Genomic DNA, 19,554 nt, shown 5'->3' with positions numbered 1-19,554 from the left:
TCGCAATCAACGCAATCAAGCCCCTTGGTCATGCGCATCATCGGTGCGGTGGCACTGGCGCACCTGCTCAATGACCTGATCCAGTCGATCCTGCCTTCGATCTACCCGATGCTGAAGGCCTCGTACGGCTTGAGTTTCACCCAGGTCGGGCTGATCACCCTGACGTTTCAGGTCACGGCGTCGTTGCTGCAACCCTGGGTCGGCTATTTCACCGACCGTCATCCAAACCCCTTGGTGCTGCCGGTCGGCTCGTTGTGCATTCTGGGCGGCGTGATGCTGCTCGCGACCGTCGGCAGCTTCCCGCTGATCTTGCTCGCCGCAGGGTTGATCGGCATCGGCTCGTCGACTTTTCACCCCGAAGCCTCGCGCATCGCCCGGCTGGCCTCAGGCGGGCGCTTTGGCCTGGCGCAATCGACCTTTCAGGTGGGCGGCAACAGTGGATCGGCTATCGGGCCGCTGCTGGCGGCGGCGATCATCATCCCGTTCGGCCAGGGGCACATCGCCTGGTTCGGGCTGGTGGCGCTGTTTTCCGTGGGCCTGCTGTACGCGATCAGCCGCTGGTACAAGGCGCACCTGGCGCTGTTCAAGATCAAGGCCGGCCAGGCGGCGACCCACGGGCTGTCGAAACGGCGGGTCACCAGCGCGCTGGTGGTGCTGGCAATGCTGGTGTTCTCCAAGTACTTCTACATGGCCAGCTTCACCAGCTACTTCACCTTCTTCCTGATCGACAAATTCCAGCTGTCGGTCGCCAGTTCGCAACTGCACTTGTTCATGTTCCTGGCGGCGGTGGCGGCGGGCACGTTCTTCGGCGGGCCGATCGGTGATCGCATCGGCCGCAAGGCGGTGATCTGGTTCTCGATTCTGGGCGTGGCCCCGTTCACCATCGCGTTGCCCTACGCCGACCTGTTCTGGACCAGCGTGCTCAGCGTGATCATCGGTTTCATCCTGGCCTCGGCGTTTTCGGCCATCGTGGTCTACGCCCAGGAGCTGGTGCCGGGCAACGTCGGTATGATCGCCGGCATCTTCTTCGGCCTGATGTTCGGCTTCGGCGGCATAGGCGCTGCATTATTGGGTCACCTCGCGGATCTTCACGGCATCGTTTATGTCTACACGCTGTGCTCCTACCTGCCGCTGTTGGGCATCCTCGCCATCCTGCTTCCGAGAACTTCAAAAAGATGTTGATAGCCGTCGCGATTTTTCTGGTCACCATCACCCTGGTGATCTGGCAACCCAAGGGCCTTGGTGTCGGCTGGAGTGCAACCTTTGGCGCAGTGCTCGCCCTGATTTTCGGGGTGGTGCACCTGAGTGACATCCCTCAGGTCTGGCACATCATCTGGAACGCCACCGGGACGTTCATTGCGCTGATCATTATCAGCCTGCTGCTCGACGAGGCCGGGTTTTTCAACTGGGCCGCGCTGCACGTGGCGCGCTGGGGCAACGGCAAGGGCCGGCGGCTGTTCGCGTTTATCGTGCTGCTCGGCGCGCTGGTGTCGGCGTTGTTCGCCAATGACGGCGCGGCGTTGATCCTCACGCCCATCGTCATGTCGATGCTGCTGGCGCTGCGCTTTTCGCCGGCGACCACCCTGGCCTTCGTCATGGCGGCGGGGTTCATCGCCGACACCGCGAGCCTGCCGCTGGTGGTCTCCAACCTGGTCAATATCGTGTCCGCCGACTATTTCGGCATCGGTTTCAACCGCTACGCCTCGGTGATGGTGCCGGTGAATCTGGTCAGCGTCGCCGCCACGCTGGCAGTGCTGATGCTGTTCTTCCGCCGCGATATCCCGAAAACCTTCGACGCCTCGCAACTGGCCGAACCGTCTTCGGCCATCAAGGACCGCGCGACCTTCAAGACCGGCTGGTGGGTGTTGGGGATTCTGCTGGTGGGCTGTTTTGCCCTGGAACCGCTGGGGATTCCCATCAGCGCCATCTCCGCCGTGTGCGCAGCGATCCTGTTGGGCATTGCCGCCAAGGGCCACCGCATCTCGACGCGCAAGGTATTGAAAGACGCGCCGTGGCAGATCGTGATTTTCTCCCTGGGCATGTACTTGGTGGTGTACGGCCTGCGCAATCAGGGCCTGACCGATTACCTCGCGACCTGGCTCGATCGCTTTGCCGAACACGGTTTGTGGGGCGCGGCGATGGGCACGGGCGTGCTGACGGCGCTGCTGTCGTCGGTGATGAACAACCTGCCGACGGTGCTGATTGGCCTGTTGTCCATTGATGCAAGCCACGCCCACGGCGTGCTGCAGGAAGCGATGATTTACGCCAACGTCATTGGCAGCGACCTGGGCCCGAAAATTACCCCGATCGGCAGCCTCGCGACGCTGTTGTGGCTGCATGTGCTGGCGAAGAAGGGCGTGACCATCGGCTGGGGCTATTACTTCCGCGTCGGCATCGTCCTGACCGTGCCGGTGCTGTTGATCACTCTGGCGGCGCTGGTGCTGCGACTGAGCCTGTAACGCGGCGCGGATCCGGCAGGTTCGGCCACAGGTCCGACACCAGAAAAAGCCGCTCGGCCTCTTCCCAGTGGCCGTCGGCATGGCGAATCAGGCGCACCAGCAGTTGCGCCGGCGCCAGCGGGTCGAGGGCACACAGCCAGTCCTGAAGCTCACGGGGTGTCCATGCCTCGTCGCAGCGCGCCGGCGCCAGCCAGGCCGGACGCGGAAGCAATTGCCAGCGGCCGTCCAGGGTGTTTTCTGCGTAACCCGGCCAGTCCTTTTGATGCAGCCACCTCCCGCGCAAATGCTCAGGGTGTACCCCTTGAGGGGAGGCGGCGGTGTTTGGACTCGGATAGAACAAATAACCGCCCAACCAAAGCGAAGCGCTGAGGGTTTCCACACCTCGCGCGGCGAGTATCGCGGTGCTTTCCGGGCGCGCCGACATGGGCAGTTGATGCTGATTCAGGTGGGCGAGCTTCAGATCCAGCCGGTCGACGGAGCCGGGGCCGAGCCAGTGCGCCGGATCTTCACCGTCCTGATCTTCCTGACCAAGGTAGAGCTTGATTGCCAGCTCAACGTGGTGAACGCCTTGACTGTCCCTCAGCAGCAGGTCCAGCTCGCCCAGCGTGCGCCCTTCGCCCTGGATCGGCAGATTCGCCGCGAGCAGCTCGACGCCTGGCGCGTGCTGGATCGCGAATTGCCACAGCCGCTCGTAATACAGCCCGAGCCGGCGCGTCGAGCTTCTCTCCAGCCAGTCGCTGAGTGCGCTGTCGTCTCGGTCCAGCTGCGTTAAAAACGCTTCAAGCGCTTCGGGCTGCTGCACCCAGTCACTGCCGCTGAGCGGGTGACGCTGGGGCCACCGGGTTTCCGCCAGCAGGGGCGGCGACAGAATCACCCACGCCAGGTCACGCACGGTGGGCGTACGCAGCTGACGGGGCAGGGCGCTCAGGGACGGGAAAGGGTTATTCATCCAGGCAGAATAGCGGGTGATGGGCGCTTGGGGCCACCGCTCCACCGTCGCCTTCGGATGCAGCCCGTACATTTCGCACCCTTGGAACGGCGCTGCTCGAAGGTTGCGCGCAGAGAGCCCATTTGCCGCCCCCGACCCCTTCGCCCATAATCGCGTTCTTTACACGCATCAAGCCTGCGGGAGCCCCATGGAGCAATTTCGAAATATCGGCATCATTGGTCGCCTGGGCAGTACCCAGGTGGTGGAGACCGTTCGCCGACTCAAGAAATTCCTGATATCCCGGCACCTGCATGTGATCCTCGAAGACGCCATTGCCGAGGTCCTGCCGGGCCACGGTTTGCAGACCTCTTCGCGCAAGATGCTCGGCGAAGTCTGCGACATGGTCATCGTCGTTGGCGGCGACGGCAGTCTGCTCGGCGCTGCCCGTGCGCTGGCCAAGCACAACGTGCCGGTGCTGGGCATCAACCGTGGCAGTCTGGGGTTCCTGACCGACATTCGCCCCGATGAGCTGGAAGTCAAAGTCGCCGAAGTGCTCGACGGCCACTATCTGGTGGAAAACCGTTTCCTGCTGCAGGCCGAAGTGCGCCGCCATGGCGAAGCGATCGGCCAGGGCGACGCCCTCAACGACGTCGTGTTGCACCCCGGCAAGTCCACGCGGATGATCGAATTCGAAATCTATATCGACGGCCAGTTCGTCTGCAGCCAGAAGGCCGACGGCCTGATCGTCGCCACGCCCACCGGCTCCACGGCCTACGCGCTGTCGGCGGGCGGCCCGATCATGCACCCCAAGCTCGACGCTATCGTCATCGTGCCGATGTACCCGCACACGCTGTCCGGCAGGCCGATTGTCGTCGATGGAAACAGTGAGCTGAAAATCGTTGTCTCAAAGGACATGACGATCTACCCACAGGTTTCCTGCGATGGCCAGAACCACTTCACCTGTGCGCCGGGTGACACCGTGACCGTGAAAAAGAAGCCGCAGAAGCTGCGCCTCATTCACCCGCTCGATCACAACTACTACGAAGTCTGCCGGACCAAACTTGGCTGGGGCAGTCGGCTTGGCGGCGGGAGCGACTGATGCTCGATCCCGCGCGTGGCTACGATCTGATCGGTGACGTGCATGGTTGTGCCCAGACCCTTGAGCACTTGCTCGACACCCTTGGTTACCGCTTTCAGGCCGGCGTCTGGCGCCACCCTGAGCGCATCGCCGTGTTCCTGGGCGACATCATCGACCGCGGCCCGCGCATTCGCGAAGCGCTGCACATCGTCCGTGACATGGTGGAGGCCGGCCAGGCGTTCTGCATCATGGGCAACCATGAATTCAACGCTTTGGGCTGGAGCACGCCGGCGCCGCCCGACAGCGGCCATGAGTGGGTGCGCGAACACACGCCGCGCCATGCCCGCCTGTTGGGCGAAACCCTGGCGCAGTTCGAGCAGCACCCCGGTGACTGGAATGACTTTCTCAAATGGTTTTATCAGTTGCCGCTGTTCATTGACGCCGAGCGCTTCCGTGTCGTCCACGCCTGTTGGGATGCCAGCCTGATCGCGCCATTGCGCAGCGTTTACGGCGACGGCCGCATCGATCAGGCCTTCGTGCAGGCGTCCGCGGAGCCCGGCAGTTTTGCCAGTGCGGTATTTGATCGGCTGCTGCGCGGCACCGACATGCGCCTGCCCCACGGCATGACCCTGACCGGTGGCGACGGCCTGACCCGCGCCTCGTTCCGCACCAAATTCTGGGAAGACGACCCGCAGACCTACGGCGACGTGGTGTTCCAGCCTGACGCGCTGCCGGAGCCGGTGGCCCGTCGGCCGCTGTCCCCCAGCGAGAAAAACGCGCTGCTGCGGTACGGCGCCGATGAGCCGCTGTTGTTCGTCGGTCACTACTGGCGCAGCGGCATTCCCGCGCCGATCCGCCCCAACCTGGCCTGCCTCGACTACAGCGCCGTGCTCTACGGCAAGCTGGTCGCCTACCGGCTGGATCAGGAAACACAGATCGACCCGGACAAGTTCGTCTGGGTCGACGTCACCCGACCGGAGATAGGTCAATGAGTCCGGTTGCTGTCTTACGCCTGCCGCTTCAAACCGACCTGAGCGGTTTTGTCGAATTGCTGCGGCGCCTCAACGTGCCCCATCGGGTCAGCGAAGAGGCCGGCGAGCAAGTGCTGTGGGTGCCCGATGCGCCGCAACTGGCCGATGACATCCGCCAGCTGTATCAGCAATACCCCGAAGGCGACCCGACCGCGCAGTTGCCGCCGGGCCGCGAAGTCGTGGCCGTGAGCAGGCCGAGCCCGCTGGTGCAGGTGCGCAGCAGCCCGGTGACCAGCGTGATCTTGCTGCTGTGCCTGATCGTCGCTGGCGTCACGTTGCTCGGCGACAACTTCGAGGCCTTGAGCTGGCTGACCTTCAACGACTTCCGCGTCAACGGCGAGTACATCCGCTTCCTGCCGGTGGAAACGTCCCTGGGGGCAGGGCAGTGGTGGCGGGTTGTCACGCCGATGCTGATTCACTTCGGCCTGCTGCACCTGGTGATGAACGCGCTGTGGTTCTGGGAACTGGGTCGGCGCATCGAAATGCGCCAGGGCGGTTGGCAATTGCTCGGGCTGACCCTGGCGTTCAGCGCGTTTTCAAATTACGTCCAGTATTTCTGGAGCGGCCCGAGCCTGTTCGGCGGCCTGTCCGGGGTACTTTATGGCTTGCTCGGCCATTGCTGGATCTTTCAATTGCTCGCCCCCAACCCCATGTATCGTTTACCACGGGGTGTTCTGGGGATGATGCTGATCTGGCTGGTGGTCTGCCTGTCCGGCGTCGTCGGTGCGCTCGGGTTTGGCGAAATCGCCAACGGCGCCCATGTCGGCGGACTGATCATCGGTTGTGCTACAGGTCTTGTGGGCGGTGCACTGGCCCGCCGCAAACACTAAAATTGCCCGCTTAATTCTGGGAGAACCCAATGTCCTCTTTTGTCGAAATGATCGAAAACATCACCCCGGACGTCTACGAAAGCCTGAAGCTGGCGGTGGAAATCGGCAAATGGTCCGACGGCCGCAAGCTGACCCAGGAGCAACGTGAGCTGTCGCTGCAGGCGTTGATTGCCTGGGAAGTGCGCAACGTGCCCGAGGACCAGCGCATCGGCTACATGGGCCCGCAAGAGTGCGCCTCGAAGTCGGCGCCGGTGCCCAATATCCTGTTCAAATCGGACTCCATTCATTGATTGAAATCGGCAGAGGCTCCGTCAACAAAATGTCCGCGCGGCTTGAGGCCTCGCGGGTGGAATACGCGTTTCGGCTGGGTGATTCACAGATCCCGGTCAACCCGCTGATCGGCAAGACCGTGCGCCTTGAGTTTCTGGGTGCGATTCATTGCAGCCATTGCGGCAAGCGCACCAAAACCAGCTACAGCCAGGGCTATTGCTACCCGTGCATGCTCAAGCTGGCGCAGTGCGACCTGTGCATCATGAGCCCCGAACGCTGCCATCACGAGCATGGCACCTGCCGCGATCCGGCGTGGGGCGAGCAGTTCTGCATGACCGATCACGTGGTCTATCTGGCCAACTCGTCGGGCGTCAAAGTCGGCATCACCCGCGCCACCCAGCTGCCAACGCGCTGGCTGGATCAGGGCGCCAGCCAAGCGTTGCCGATTGTGCGTTGTGCCACGCGCCAGCAGTCCGGTTTCGTCGAAGACCTGTTCCGCAGCCAGGTGGCCGACCGCACCAATTGGCGCGCGCTGCTCAAGGGCGACGCACCGGCGGTTGATCTGGCGGCGATTCGTCAGCAACTGTTCGAGTCCTGCGCCGAAGGCCTGATCGCGTTGCAGATGCGCTTTGGCCTGCAGGCCATTCAGGTGATGAACGATGTCGAGCCCATCGAGATCCGATACCCGGTAGAGGCCTATCCGACCAAGATCGTCAGCTTCAATCTGGACAAGGATCCGATCGCCGAAGGCACCCTGCTGGGCGTCAAAGGGCAGTACCTGATCTTCGACACCGGCGTGATCAATATTCGCAAATACACGGCGTATCAACTCGCCGTGCATCAGTAGCCCGTATTAGCAGAAGAAGGGACAACCGCATGCGCACCGACCAGCCGAAAATGATTTACCTGAAGGATTATCAGGCGCCTGAGTACCTCATTGACGAGACCCACCTGACATTCGAATTGTTCGACGACCATTCCCTGGTCCACGCGCAGTTGGTGATGCGCCGCAACCCGGAGCGTGGAGCAGGTTTGCCGCCGCTGGTGCTTGACGGCCAGTTGCTGGAACTGTTGTCGGTCAAACTGGCCGACGTCGACCTCACGTCCAGCGATTACGAACTGACCCCTGACAGCCTGACCGTCCAGCCCACCTCCGAGACCTTCACCCTCGACACCACCGTGAAGATCCACCCGGAAACCAACACCGCCCTGGAAGGCCTGTACAAATCCAGCGGCATGTTCTGCACCCAGTGCGAGGCCGAGGGCTTCCGCAAGATCACCTATTACCTCGACCGCCCGGACGTGATGAGCAAATTCACCACGACGGTCAGCGCCAACAAGCAGGCTTTCCCGATCCTGCTGTCCAACGGCAACCTGATTGCCGCCGGCCCCTCCGATGACACCCAGCGTCACTGGGCAACCTGGGAGGACCCGTTCAAGAAGCCGGCCTACCTGTTCGCGCTGGTGGCCGGTGACTTGTGGTGCATCGAAGACACTTTCACCACCATGAGCCAGCGCAAGGTCACGCTGCGCATCTTCGTCGAGCCGGAAAACGTCGACAAATGCCAGCACGCCATGGACAGCCTGAAGAAGTCCATGCGCTGGGACGAAGAGGTCTACGGCCGCGAATACGATCTGGACATCTTCATGATCGTCGCCGTCAACGACTTCAACATGGGCGCCATGGAGAACAAGGGCCTCAACATCTTCAACTCCAGCGCCGTGCTGGCCCGCGCCGAAACCGCCACCGATGCTGCTCACCAGCGCGTGGAAGCGATCGTTGCCCACGAATACTTCCACAACTGGACCGGCAACCGCGTCACCTGCCGCGACTGGTTCCAGCTGTCGCTGAAGGAAGGCTTCACCGTATTCCGTGATTCCGGCTTCTCCGCTGACATGAACTCGGCCACAGTCAAGCGCATCCAGGATGTGGCCTATCTGCGCACCCACCAGTTTGCCGAAGACGCCGGCCCCATGGCCCACGCCGTGCGCCCCGACAGCTTCATCGAGATTTCCAACTTCTACACCCTGACCGTGTACGAAAAGGGCGCGGAAGTGGTCGGCATGATCCACACCCTGTTGGGCGTGGAAGGATTCCGCAAGGGCAGCGACTTGTTCTTCGAGCGCCACGACGGCCAGGCCGTGACCTGCGACGACTTCGTCAAGGCCATGGAAGACGCCAACGGTGTCGACTTCACCCAGTTCAAGCGCTGGTATTCCCAGGCCGGCACGCCGCGTCTGGCGGTCAGCGAGTCCTATGACGCTGACGCGAAGACCTACAGCCTGACCTTCCGTCAGAGCACGCCGACCACGCCGGGCCAGCCGGGCGATCAGAAGCTGCCGTTCGTGATTCCGGTCGCCATGGGCCTGCTGGACGCCCAGGGTCAGGAACTGCCGCTGCGCCTGCAGGGCGAGGCACCGGCGGTGAACACCTCCCGCGTGCTCTCGGTGACCGAAGCCGAGCAGACCTTCACCTTCATCGACATCGCCGAGCAGCCGCTGCCTTCGCTGCTGCGCGGGTTCTCGGCGCCGGTCAAATTGAGCTTCTCGTACAACCGCGATCAACTGATGTTCCTGATGCAGCACGACAGCGACGGTTTCAACCGCTGGGATGCCGGTCAGCAACTGTCGGTTCAAGTGCTGCAGGACTTGATTGCCCAGCACCAGAAGGGCGAGCCGCTGGTCATGGATCAGCGTCTGATCACCGCGCTGCACACGGTGCTGACGGACGAGACTCTGGATCAGGCCATGGTCGCGGAAATGCTGTCGCTGCCGGGCGAGGCGTATCTGATCGAAATCAGCGAAGTGGCTGACGTCGATGCGATCCACGCCGCGCGGGAGTTTGCCCGTCAGCAATTGGCCGATAACCTGAGCGACGCGCTGTGGACGCGTTATCAGACCAACCGCGAGCTGTCCAAGCAGACGCCGTATGTGGCCGCGTCCGAGCACTTCGCTCGCCGTGCGTTGCAGAACATCGCGCTGTCGTACCTGATGCAGACCGGCAAGCCGGACGTGCTGGCCGCCGCCATCGATCAGTTCGACACGGCCGACAACATGACCGAGCGCCTGACTGCGCTGGCCGTGCTGGTGAACTCGCCGTTCGAGGCCGAGAAGGCCAAGGCGCTGGAAGTGTTCGCGGAAAACTTCAAGGACAACGCACTGGTCATGGATCAGTGGTTCAGCGTACAGGCCGGCAGCACCTTGCCGGGCGGGCTGGAGCGGGTGAAAGCGCTGATGCAGCACCCGGCGTTCACGATGAAGAACCCGAACAAGGTGCGTGCCCTGATCGGTGCCTTTGCCGGGCAGAACCTGATCAACTTCCACGCGGCGGACGGTTCGGGCTATCGCTTCCTGGCCGATCTGGTCATCGAGCTGAACGGCTTCAACCCGCAGATCGCCTCTCGCCAACTGGCGCCACTGACCCGCTGGCGCAAGTACGACAGCGCGCGGCGAGCGCTGATGAAAGCGGAACTGGAACGCATCCTCGCCTCCGGCCCGCTGTCGCCGGACGTGTATGAAGTGGTGAGCAAAAGCCTGGCGTAAACCGGGCGGATGTTGAAAAGGGCTGTCCGTTTGCGCGGACAGCCCTTTTTTGTGGGCGCTGATTCCTGGTTTCAGCGCTTCGGATGCAGTCTTGCACGCTACGCCTTCGTAGGACTGGCTTTAGCCGGGAAAGAGGCCGGTTTGTGCGCCACCGCATTTTGCGCTGTGACGAATGACGCCTTCCCGGCTGAAGCCGGTCCCACAATTTGCGACGTCCAAGGATCCCGGCCAGCTGGCGATCAGGCGTTGAAGCCGATAATCGCCTTGGTCTCCAGATACTCCTCAAATCCCATAACGCCGTACTCTCGGCCATTGCCCGAGCGCTTGTAGCCGCCGAAGGGCGCCATGGGGTTCCACGCCGGGTGGTTCAGGTGGACTTGTCCGGCACGGATGCGCGAGGCGACGGCGCGGCCCAGTTCGAGGTCCTGCGCCTGCACGTGGGCGCCCAGACCGTAGACGGTGTCGTTGGCGATGGTCACGGCTTCGTCGATGGTGTCGTAGGCGAGGATGCACAGCACCGGGCCGAAGATTTCCTCCTGAGCGATGCGCATCGCCGAACCCACTTCGGAGAACACCGTTGGCTTGGTGTAATAACCTTTTTCAAACCCTTCCACGCGGCCCGGCCCGCCGCACAGCAGTTTCGCGCCTTCGCTGATGCCAGCCTGGATCATGGCCTGGACGCGGCTGAACTGGGCTTCGTTGGCAATCGGGCCGAGTTGGGTGTCGGGGGATTGCGGGTCACCGACGATCAACGCGTTGGCGGTGTCGGTGGCCAGTGCTTCGACTTCGGCGAGGCGGGCGCGGGGCACGATCATCCGGGTCGGCGCGCTGCACGATTGGCCGACGTTGCGGAAGGCCGACAGCACCCCCAGCGGCACGGCTTTGGCGAAGTCAGCGTCGGGCAGCATCACGTTCGGCGACTTGCCGCCCAGTTCCTGGGTCACGCGTTTGACCGTCACCGCCGCCGCTTGCGCGACGAGGGCACCGGCCCGATTTGAACCGGTGATGGAAATCATGTCGATGTCAGGGTGTGCGGCGATGGCGGCGCCGACGTCAGGACCACTGCCGTTGACCAGATTGAACACGCCGGGGGGCAGGCCGGCGTCGTGGACCAGTTGGGCGAACAGCAGGGCGCTCAACGGCGACAGCTCGCTGGGTTTCAACACCACGGTGCAACCGGCGGCGAGGGCCGGCGCGACTTTGGCGGTGATCTGATACAGCGGCCAGTTCCACGGCGTGATCAGACCGCAGACGCCGATGGCTTCGCGTTCGATGGCGGTGGTGCCTTCGACGGTCTGGAAACGGTAGGTGGACAGCAGATCCCGGGCGACCCGCACGTGTTCGGCGGCCAGCGGTACCTGCATGGCGCGGGAGAAACTGATGGCCGCGCCCATTTCCAGCGACAGGGCCTGGGCCAGCGGCTCTTTGCGCTCAAGGATCAGCGTGTGGATGTTGCTCAGGATCGATGCGCGTTCTACCACCGGCGTCGCCGACCAGCCGGGGAAGGCAGCGCGCGCTGCTGCGACGGCCCGATCAACGTCTTCGGCCGAACCCCGCGCGACCTCGGCGACCACCTCTTCAGTGGCGGGATTGATCACCGGCAGAAGAGCCGGAACCGCGGGGGAAGTCCACTCGCCATTGATGTAAAACTGCCCGGCGTTGTGCAGCTCAAGGCCGTGGGTGTGTGAAGAGTGTGAGGTCATCCAGCTAGCTCCCTGGAGCGGTGATAAGTGCTGCGAACAGCGAGTCCTGACGTCTCGATACGCTAACAAACCGGCCCAGGCAAAAGATGCCGTTGTTGCGGTCTGCAAGGGAGAATCTGCTGAATCCGGCGATGTGTACGCCATCAATTTTGCGGTGTAACGCCTCACGCTTTCCCGGCTAAAGCCAGTCCTACAGGTGATGGCGTGCGCTGCATCATTGGCGGGATACACGCGGTTTGTTTTTTGTAGGACCGGCTTCAGCCGGGAAGAGGCCCGCATGAGCACCCACAATTTTGCGGAGTGACGCCCGACGTCTTCCCGGCTAAAGCCAGTCCTACAGTCGAGGTCATGCCGGATATCTTGAATGCACGCGGTCTGTTTTTGTAGGACCGGCTTCAGCCGGGAAGAGGCCCGCATGAGCACCCACAATTTTGCGGAGTGACGCCCGACGTCTTCCCGGCTAAAGCCAGTCCTACAGTCGAGGTCATGCCGGATATCCTGAATGCACGCGGTCTGTTTTTGTAGCACCGGCTTCAGCCGGGAAGAGGCCCGTGTAAGCGACATCAGTTTTGCGGTGTGTCGCCTGACGTCTTCCCGGCTAAAGCCAGTCCTACAGTCGGGGTCATGCCGGATATCCTGAATGCACGCGGTCTGTTTTTGTAGGACCGGCTTCAGCCGGGAAGAGGCCCGTGTAAGCGACATCAATTTTGCGGTGTGGCGCCTGACGCTTTCTCGGCTGAAGCCGGTCCTACAAATGGCGGCGCGCCTGGCAACGTTCACCCAATCGCCTGGGTCACCATCGCAAACTGGGCAATCCCATCCCGCGACCGCGGCGGTTCGCCCAGCACCATGCGGGGCGCGCGATCAACGCATGGCAGGCCGAGACCCTCCAGCCACTCCACCAGCCCGCAATCAGCCAGAATATCGAAACGCACAAACGCGCCGGGGATCAGGTCCAGCAAGTGCGTGATCATCTGCTGCGCCTGCTCCAGACTCTGCGCAACCACCGGCCCGATAAGGTGCCCGCGACCAAAACGGCGGAGCAGGGCGCAGCCTTTCAGTTGGCCGTGCACCTCGACGCCCACCACACACTCCGCCATCGGCAGCAGATCATTGAGGACCGCCGTGCGATCCAGCCCGCTGCCGGCGTTGGCCAGTTCGATCACCCGCGGGTATTCGGCCTCGGTCACTTCGCGACAAAGCCCAGCCCCCATCGCAGCCGGAACAGGCGGCGTCTGAGGCACGCCCTGATGCTGCTGAATCCGCGCGTATTCGACGAAACCCATGCTTGCATAGAGCGGCGCCCCTGATTCAGTGGCATTGAGGATCGGCGTGCGCGGCGCGGCGGCGTCCAGGCACAGGTTCATCAACCGGCGCCCAATGCCTTTGCTCCGGTGCTGATCACTGACGATCACCAGCCCGATGGAAGAATAAGCCCCCTGATGACAAGCAAACGCCACCCCCACCAATTGCCCGTCATGTTCAGCGACGAAACCCTCGGACGTGCGCTGCACCATCGCCCAGTCTGCCTCGCGATGGGGCCACTTCAACTGCACGGACAGCGCGTGGGCGGCGGGCATGTCGGCCGCCGTGGCCATGCGATAAACGTAGGCGTCGCTCATATGAGTTTTCCTGTGCTGAAAAGGCTGGTCGCCAATTGCGATACGAGTGATGGCTGAGTGAACCGGCGAATGTCGAAGGGGCTGATGGACGTGCTGGTGCTGCCGGTGCTGATCAGTTCGGCCATCACATCGCCGACCCCAGGGCCGAGCTGAAAGCCATGGCCGCAGAAGCCGAAGGCGTAAAACAGCCCGTCAACCATGCCGCTGCGGCCCATCACCGGCAGCGAGTCCGGCGTGTAGCTTTCGATGCCGCTCCAGGTGCGGATGATGTTGAGTTTCTCGGCGCCGGGAACCAGCCGCTTCATCTGACGCATCTGATTGAGCAGGCTTTCAGGCTTGAAAAACGCCCGACGGTTGACCATGTCCGGCGCGCAACGGGCGCCGCCGCCGATGATGATGTTCCCGCGCGGGATCTGCCGAAAGTAGATCACCTCTTCCTTAATCTTGGTGAATACGCCGATTACCGTCGGCAATGCGTAGAGCACCGGCTCGGTCACCGACATCTGCGGACCGTTGGGTTCCAGGGGCACGGGTTCATCGAACTGTTGAGACAGCCTGGTCGCCCATGCGCCGGCGGTGATCAACAGCTGCTCGGCGACAAACAATTGCCCGTCAGTGGTGGTGACGTGAAACACGCCGCCGACCTTTTGCACATCGGCAACCTCGGTGCGTTCTTCGATCCGTGCGCCAAGCCGACGAGCCGCGCGGGCAAAGGCGGGTGCCGCCAGACGCGGGTTGGCGTGACCGTCGTGGGGCGCGTACGAGCCGCCTTTCACATCTGCGCCAAGGAAGGGGAACCGCTTGTGCAGCTCGGCGCCGCGATAGATTTTCAGGTCCAGTTGCTCGGCTTCCGGGGCGGCGGCGTAGGCCTCCAGTTCGGCGATTTCGTCCTCGCGATAACACACGCGCATGTGCCCGCTGGGGATGAATTCGAGGTCGTCGTCGATCAACTCCGGCAGACGTTTCCACCAGCCCCATGAACGGTTCGCCAGTTCGAGCTGGCCCAGATAGCGCCCTTGCCGGCGGACGTTGCCGAAGTTCACGCCGCTGGCGTACTGACCAATCTGGTCGCGCTCCAGCAGCGTCACCGAGCAACCGCGCCGCTGCAGGAAAAATGTCGACGAGGCGCCCATGACGCCCCCGCCGATCACCAGCACATCGCTTTTTTGCGGGTTCATAAAGGCTCCTCTTGCAGGTTACGGGCTGGCAGGCCGCGGGGTTGCAGGTCACGCGCCACGGCTTCGATTTCGATCAGGTAACCGTGATGCAAGGCCGGGACCGGCACCACGGCGCGGGCGGGTCGATGCTCGCCCAGGTACTGCCCATAGAGTTGGTCAAAGGCCGGCCAGTGTTCAATGCCCACGACGTAGACCGTGACTTTCAGCAGATCGCTGGAGCTCAAACCCGCTTGTGCAAGGATCGCCATGAGGTTGTCGAGGGCAATTGAGGCCTGCACCTCGAACGGTTGGTCGGCGCTGTGCTCGCCATTGGCGCGCACCGGCAACTGCCCGGACACGTACACCACGCCGCCGTAAGCCACTGCTTGGGAATAGTGTCCGCCCGGCGCCGCTGCGTCGGCCGTGTGAATGATCTCGATGTCACCAGCCATGCAGACGACTCCAGGTGTGCACCGCGCCGTCGGCGTCGAGGGCGTGATAATCCGGGAACTGCGCGCCGGTGGCGCAGGCGTGGTTGGGCAGGATGCGCAAGCGGCTGCCGATGGCGAAACGTGTGGCGAGGTCGGCACTGTCGGCGTCGCCCAGGGTAACGATCCCGTGCTCCTGATTGGCGCCCGTGACCAACGCCCCTTCGATCCACTCGCCCGTTTCGCTGCACACCTGGCCGTACCCGAAGTCGTGGCGCTGACGCTGGGTGCCGCGATCACGACTCATGGCCATCCAGCCGGCGTCGGTGATGATCCAGCCCTTTTCCTGCTGATGGCCGATCACCGTGGTCAGCACGCTCAGGGCCAACTCGTCGGCCTGGCAGACGCCGATGTTGTGCATGACCAGATCGAAGAACACATAAACGCCCGCGCGCACTTCCGTCACGCCATCCAGATTCAGGGCCGAAAGGGCAGTGGGCGTGGAGCCGATGCTGACGTCCGGGCAGGCCATCCCGGCGTCACGGATGCGTTGAGCGGCACGAACGCAGAGGGCGCGCTCCTGTTCGGCGAGGGCCTGCAGGGCTTCGGGGTTGTCGAGTTCGTAGCTGGAACCGGCGTGGGTCATCACACCGCGCAGTTGCAGGCCGCCTTCGATGAGGATGCGTGCTACGTCGATCAGCGCGGGGTCTTCAGCGGCGAGGCCCGAACGATGACCGTCACAGTCGACCTCAATCCAGACGGGCCAGATGGGGTTGGATTCGTCGTGCTCACGCGCAAACGCGACGATGGCCTGTGCGCCCTGAACGCTGTCGGTGAGCACGCTCAGGTGGCAGCCGGCGCGCCGCAGCGCCAGTGCCTGGGCCAATTTGCCGGGCGCGATGGCGACCGCATACAACACGTCGCTGATGCCCTGGTTGAAACAGTGCTCGGCTTCTTTCAGCGTCGAGACCGTCACACCGCTGGCGCCGGCCGCGATCTGCGCCTGAATCACCGGCATGCATTTGCTGGTCTTGACGTGGGGACGCAGCCGAACGCCGAGGCTGTTCATGCGCTGCTGCATGCGCTGGATGTTGCGCTGCATGCGCGGGACGTCCACCAGCGCGGCGGGCGTGTCGAGAGAAGCGATCGGCGTAGACATGACGGAACTCGGGTGGCGAGGGACAGGCTGCACTCTACTCAGCTGCCGTTAAGGTGTGGTTCAATCCAGTCTCATCAATCATTAAGTAAAAGTGAATGATCTCCATCGAAGACCTGCGCCTGGCGGTCGCCCTGAGCCGTGCCGAATCCCTGAGTGCGGCGGCCAGAGCGCTCAATGTTTCGCCGCCGGCGCTGTCCATGCGCCTGCGCAAACTGGAGACCCTACTGGGCCTGACCCTGGCCAACCGCGACGCCCGCCGCCTGAGCCTGACGGCCGATGGCGAACGCTTCTCCCGGGAAAGCGCGCTGTTGCTGGAACAGCTGGAAGCACTGCCCGAGTCCTTCCGGCAAAAGGACGAAAGACTGGTCGGCACCCTGCGACTGGCGGCGCCGTTCGGTTTCGGACGACAGCGACTGGCGCCGCTGCTGGCGCGTTTCATCCGGCTGCATCCGCAGCTGTGCCTGCACCTGGACCTGCGCGAAACACCTTGGCCGGATCGCCACGACAGCGACGCCGTGATCCACATCGGCCACCTCAACGACAGCCTCTGGACCGCGCGACAACTCTCACCCAACGAACGCTGGCTGTGCGCAAGCCCGGCCTACCTGCAAGAACACGGCGAGCCGACCTCGCCGGACCAACTCAGCGCCCACCGCTGCATCTGCATCCGCGAGAACGACGAAGACGTCACCCTCTGGCACCTGCGCAAAGGCCCCGCCCGCAAAACCCTGCGCGTCGAACCGGCCCTGCTCACCAACGACGGCAGCGTCGCCCGCCGCTGGGCCGAACAAGGCCTGGGCCTGGTGTTGCGCTCGCAATGGGACGTCAGCGAAGCCATCGCCAGCGGCAACCTCGTCCGCGTCCTCGCTGACTGGAACTTCGACAGCGCCCCCGTCAACCTCCTCGTACCCTCCCGCAAACTGCGCAGCCCGAGGGTGCAAGCGTTGGTGGCGTTTCTGGAAGATGCGTTGAAGGTGTGAGTGGGGGCGTTTGATAGCGAGACAGGCGTACACCGCAACATCGTCGGCGCTGCGACTGGCCTCTTCCCGGCTAAAGCCGGTCCCACTAAAAGCACCGCGTGGAGCCAGTGAGACCGGTGACGCGGAGCGTCACAGGATGCATTCCCACGCGGAGCGTGGGGAACGATCTGACAGAAACAGCAACAGCTTCGCGAGCAAGCTCGCTCCTACAGGTAGTGTGTCTGATCAGCAAACCTGCCAGTGCCCAGACTGGCCTCTTCCCGGCTAAAGCCGGTCCCACAAAAAAGCACCGCGTGGAGCCAGTGATACCGGTGACGCGGAGCGTCAGGGAATGCATTCCCACGCAGAGCGTGGGAACGATCAAGATCAAAGGCTTCCCGGCTGAAGCCGGTCCTACTAAGCGTAAGCGCGCTTTTGATCTTCGTGCGCAAAAAGCCCAGACACCGCCAATCGCGACTTTGGTGCAGGCTGAACGCAGGTCTCGCGGAGTGGGCCGAGCGGCATGGATGCCGCGAGAGCCGCCCCCCGCCATGGATGGCGGATGGCGGCGGGTCCACGGAGCGGGACCGGAGTGAAGGAACCCGACGAAGTTGGGCCCAACCGAGAGCAAGCACCCTTGGTTACTTGGGGTGCTTTTCCAAGTAACTCGCCGAAGGCGAAACAGTCTGCCCCCAGGCAGACGCCCTTGATCTTGATCTTGATTAAAAAAAATCACTTCACCGCATAGACCTTGCGCACATAAACCGTACTGGTCCACGCACAAAACGCCCCCTTCACCACAAACACCGTATCCCCCGGATTGACCGTCACCTCACCGCCCTCATCATCGGCCAGCGTCACACTCCCCTCCAACAGATGCATCAACTCATGCAACCGATGCGCACGACCATGGCGCTGATACGGCGTCGAATCCCAGATCCCCACCTTCAACGTCGTCACCTCATCATCGAACAGACTCAACGCCCGACACTGCGGCGCAGGCCCGATCAAAATCGGCGGCTCCAGCGTGGCAGACGGCTCCAGCCAGGTATGCGCCGGCAACAGCGTCAAACCGGGACGCGCCGGCGCACCCTCCACATCCACCGCACAAAACGCCCACTCACTGCCAGTGCTGGCATGCAACGCCACGCGACTGCCACGGCCAATCACCGCACTGTCACCGACGCCCAACTCCAGCGTCTGCTCCGCGCTGCTCAACACCACATGGCCGGCGTGCACCACCAGCGTCTCGCTGTAGGGAAAGTCCTCGATCAACGCGTCGCCGGTGAACCGCACCAGCCCGGCCGACACCCCGTCGTCGCCGCGCCACGCCACCTGTCGCGCTTCGGCAAAGGGGTCAAGGGCGCCCAATGGCGCCGAGTTGAAAGACGTCGCAACGCCGCTGCCATCAGCGCGCGCCAACAGCAAAATACCGGGAGATGACATGGTTAGCGCTCCGTTGAAAAAGTCAGCCGATGGCTTGGGTGATCAGCGCGAAAGGTTGCACGCCCTGGCTGGCCTCGGGCGGCGTGCCTCGGGCCATCTGCACCACGGTGTCGATGTTCTTCAGGCCCGCCGTTTCCAGCCAGTCGCTCAGGCCGCAGGCCACGGGGATGTCGATGCGCACAAAAGTGTCCGGCACCTGCGCAAGCAACACACCGATCAGGTGCTGGGCCTGATGGATGTTTTCCGCCACCACCGGCCCGATGCAGCGCCCGCGCCCGAACGGCCGCAGCAGGGCGAAACCGCGCAGCTTACCGTCACGCTCGATGCCCACGGCGTGCTCCACCTGCAGATCGCGCAGCACGTCGCTGCGGTCCAGGCCGCTGGCGGCTTTGGCGAGGGCGAGCAGGGCGGCGTGATCGTCGGCAGTGAGGGCGCGGCAGGTTTCACCGTCAGCAAGCTCCACCAGCGCCGGGACGATGGCCTGGCCCTGATGCTGCTGCACCCGGCCAAATTCGACGAAACCCTGACTGGCATACAACGGCTTGCCGGCGACGGTGGCGTTAAGAATCGGCGTACGCGGCTCGCACGCGGCGAGGGCCCTCTCCATCAAGCGGCGGCCAATGCCCTGGCCCTGATAATCGTTGCTGACGATCACCAGTCCGATGGTCGCGAAGTCACCCTGGGGGCAGACAAAGGCGCTGCCGATCAGGCGGCCGCCGTCCATCACCACGAAGCCGTCGCTGACCCGGTGCAGCATCGCCCAGTCGTCCAGGCGATGGGGCCATTTCAGTTGCACTGACAAGTCATGGGCGGCGGTCAGGTCGGCCACGGTCATGGGGCGATAGGTATAAGAAGGGTGCGGCAGGGCGGACATGGCGAGGCTCCGTTATGCGTTATTCAAGTGGCACTGAACGCCTGTATCCCACCTGATGTGAGGGCTG

Annotated in this window: 17 protein-coding genes; 9 read left to right on the top strand and 8 right to left on the bottom strand. The window is 63.3% G+C overall.

The annotated features are described in order from the left end of the window. Positions 1-30 precede the first annotated feature (30 nt). Both ABEH28_RS16050 and ABEH28_RS16045 read left to right on the top strand, forming a co-directional pair. The gene (locus ABEH28_RS16050) at positions 31-1,182 is read left to right on the top strand and encodes an MFS transporter (RefSeq protein ID WP_346630701.1); all 1,152 of its coding nucleotides are present in this window, start codon (positions 31-33) and stop codon (positions 1,180-1,182) included. Next, entirely contained in the window at positions 1,176-2,459 is a 1,284-nt protein-coding gene (locus ABEH28_RS16045; RefSeq protein WP_346630533.1) for an arsenic transporter, read from the top strand. The genes ABEH28_RS16050 and ABEH28_RS16045 overlap by 7 nt, the downstream gene beginning before the upstream one ends. On the opposite strand, the gene ABEH28_RS16040 is transcribed toward ABEH28_RS16045, so the two are convergent. Beyond that, entirely contained in the window at positions 2,422-3,408 is a 987-nt protein-coding gene (locus ABEH28_RS16040; protein WP_346630700.1) for a DUF1853 family protein, read from the bottom strand. The genes ABEH28_RS16045 and ABEH28_RS16040 overlap by 38 nt on opposite strands. A 187-nt stretch (positions 3,409-3,595) precedes the next feature. Here ABEH28_RS16040 and ABEH28_RS16035 point away from each other — a divergent pair, with 187 nt between their 5' ends. From ABEH28_RS16035 to pepN, 6 genes are read left to right on the top strand one after another with little or no spacing between them, the layout of a single operon-like run. Further along, positions 3,596-4,486: an NAD(+) kinase gene (locus ABEH28_RS16035; RefSeq protein WP_037011709.1), complete on the top strand. Its 891-nt coding sequence runs from the start codon at positions 3,596-3,598 to the stop codon at positions 4,484-4,486. Then, positions 4,486-5,457: a metallophosphoesterase gene (locus tag ABEH28_RS16030; RefSeq protein WP_346626607.1), complete on the top strand. Its 972-nt coding sequence runs from the start codon at positions 4,486-4,488 to the stop codon at positions 5,455-5,457. The genes ABEH28_RS16035 and ABEH28_RS16030 overlap by 1 nt, the downstream gene beginning before the upstream one ends. Continuing rightward, a complete protein-coding gene (locus tag ABEH28_RS16025) occupies positions 5,454-6,326 on the top strand; it encodes a rhomboid family intramembrane serine protease (RefSeq protein WP_346626608.1) in 873 nt (290 codons plus the stop codon). Before ABEH28_RS16030 ends, ABEH28_RS16025 begins: the two co-directional genes overlap by 4 nt. 29 nt (positions 6,327-6,355) lie before the next feature. Next, a complete protein-coding gene (locus tag ABEH28_RS16020) occupies positions 6,356-6,616 on the top strand; it encodes a DUF1315 family protein (RefSeq protein ID WP_074888021.1) in 261 nt (86 codons plus the stop codon). After that, on the top strand, positions 6,613-7,443 hold the full coding sequence (locus ABEH28_RS16015) for a DUF2797 domain-containing protein (RefSeq protein ID WP_346630532.1): 831 nt from the start codon (positions 6,613-6,615) through the stop codon (positions 7,441-7,443). Before ABEH28_RS16020 ends, ABEH28_RS16015 begins: the two co-directional genes overlap by 4 nt. Positions 7,444-7,472: 29 nt before the next feature. Further along, complete coding sequence (gene pepN, locus ABEH28_RS16010) at positions 7,473-10,139, top strand: aminopeptidase N (RefSeq protein ID WP_346630531.1); 2,667 nt, start codon at positions 7,473-7,475, stop codon at positions 10,137-10,139. 239 nt (positions 10,140-10,378) lie between these two features. Here pepN and ABEH28_RS16005 read toward each other — a convergent pair whose 3' ends face one another. The 5 genes from ABEH28_RS16005 to ABEH28_RS15985 form a co-directional block, all read right to left on the bottom strand. Continuing rightward, positions 10,379-11,842, bottom strand: a complete 1,464-nt coding sequence (locus ABEH28_RS16005; protein ID WP_346630530.1) for an aldehyde dehydrogenase family protein — start codon at positions 11,840-11,842, stop codon at positions 10,379-10,381. Positions 11,843-12,618: 776 nt separating this feature from the next. Further along, positions 12,619-13,464, bottom strand: coding sequence for a GNAT family N-acetyltransferase (locus ABEH28_RS16000; protein ID WP_346630529.1), 846 nt, complete (start codon positions 13,462-13,464; stop codon positions 12,619-12,621). After that, on the bottom strand, positions 13,461-14,642 hold the full coding sequence (locus ABEH28_RS15995) for an FAD-dependent oxidoreductase (protein WP_346630528.1): 1,182 nt from the start codon (positions 14,640-14,642) through the stop codon (positions 13,461-13,463). Before ABEH28_RS15995 ends, ABEH28_RS16000 begins: the two co-directional genes overlap by 4 nt. Continuing rightward, the gene (locus tag ABEH28_RS15990) at positions 14,639-15,073 is read right to left on the bottom strand and encodes a RidA family protein (protein ID WP_346630527.1); all 435 of its coding nucleotides are present in this window, start codon (positions 15,071-15,073) and stop codon (positions 14,639-14,641) included. Before ABEH28_RS15990 ends, ABEH28_RS15995 begins: the two co-directional genes overlap by 4 nt. Continuing rightward, entirely contained in the window at positions 15,063-16,208 is a 1,146-nt protein-coding gene (locus ABEH28_RS15985; RefSeq protein WP_346630526.1) for a DSD1 family PLP-dependent enzyme, read from the bottom strand. The genes ABEH28_RS15990 and ABEH28_RS15985 overlap by 11 nt, the downstream gene beginning before the upstream one ends. 95 nt (positions 16,209-16,303) lie before the next feature. Between ABEH28_RS15985 and ABEH28_RS15980 the strand changes: the two genes are divergently transcribed. After that, the gene (locus ABEH28_RS15980; RefSeq protein WP_346630525.1) at positions 16,304-17,188 is read left to right on the top strand and encodes a LysR family transcriptional regulator; all 885 of its coding nucleotides are present in this window, start codon (positions 16,304-16,306) and stop codon (positions 17,186-17,188) included. A gap of 711 nt (positions 17,189-17,899) precedes the next feature. On the opposite strand, the gene ABEH28_RS15975 is transcribed toward ABEH28_RS15980, so the two are convergent. Together ABEH28_RS15975 and ABEH28_RS15970 are read right to left on the bottom strand one after the other, a co-directional pair. Beyond that, entirely contained in the window at positions 17,900-18,613 is a 714-nt protein-coding gene (locus ABEH28_RS15975) for a cupin domain-containing protein (protein ID WP_346630524.1), read from the bottom strand. A gap of 22 nt (positions 18,614-18,635) precedes the next feature. Then, entirely contained in the window at positions 18,636-19,487 is an 852-nt protein-coding gene (locus ABEH28_RS15970; RefSeq protein ID WP_346630523.1) for a GNAT family N-acetyltransferase, read from the bottom strand. Between the last annotated feature and the right edge of the window lie 67 nt (positions 19,488-19,554).

This window comes from Pseudomonas sp. Ps21-P2, assembly GCF_039672565.1.
Taxonomy (GTDB): Bacteria; Pseudomonadota; Gammaproteobacteria; order Pseudomonadales; family Pseudomonadaceae; genus Aquipseudomonas.
This window is presented reverse-complemented; position numbering and strand designations above follow the sequence as displayed.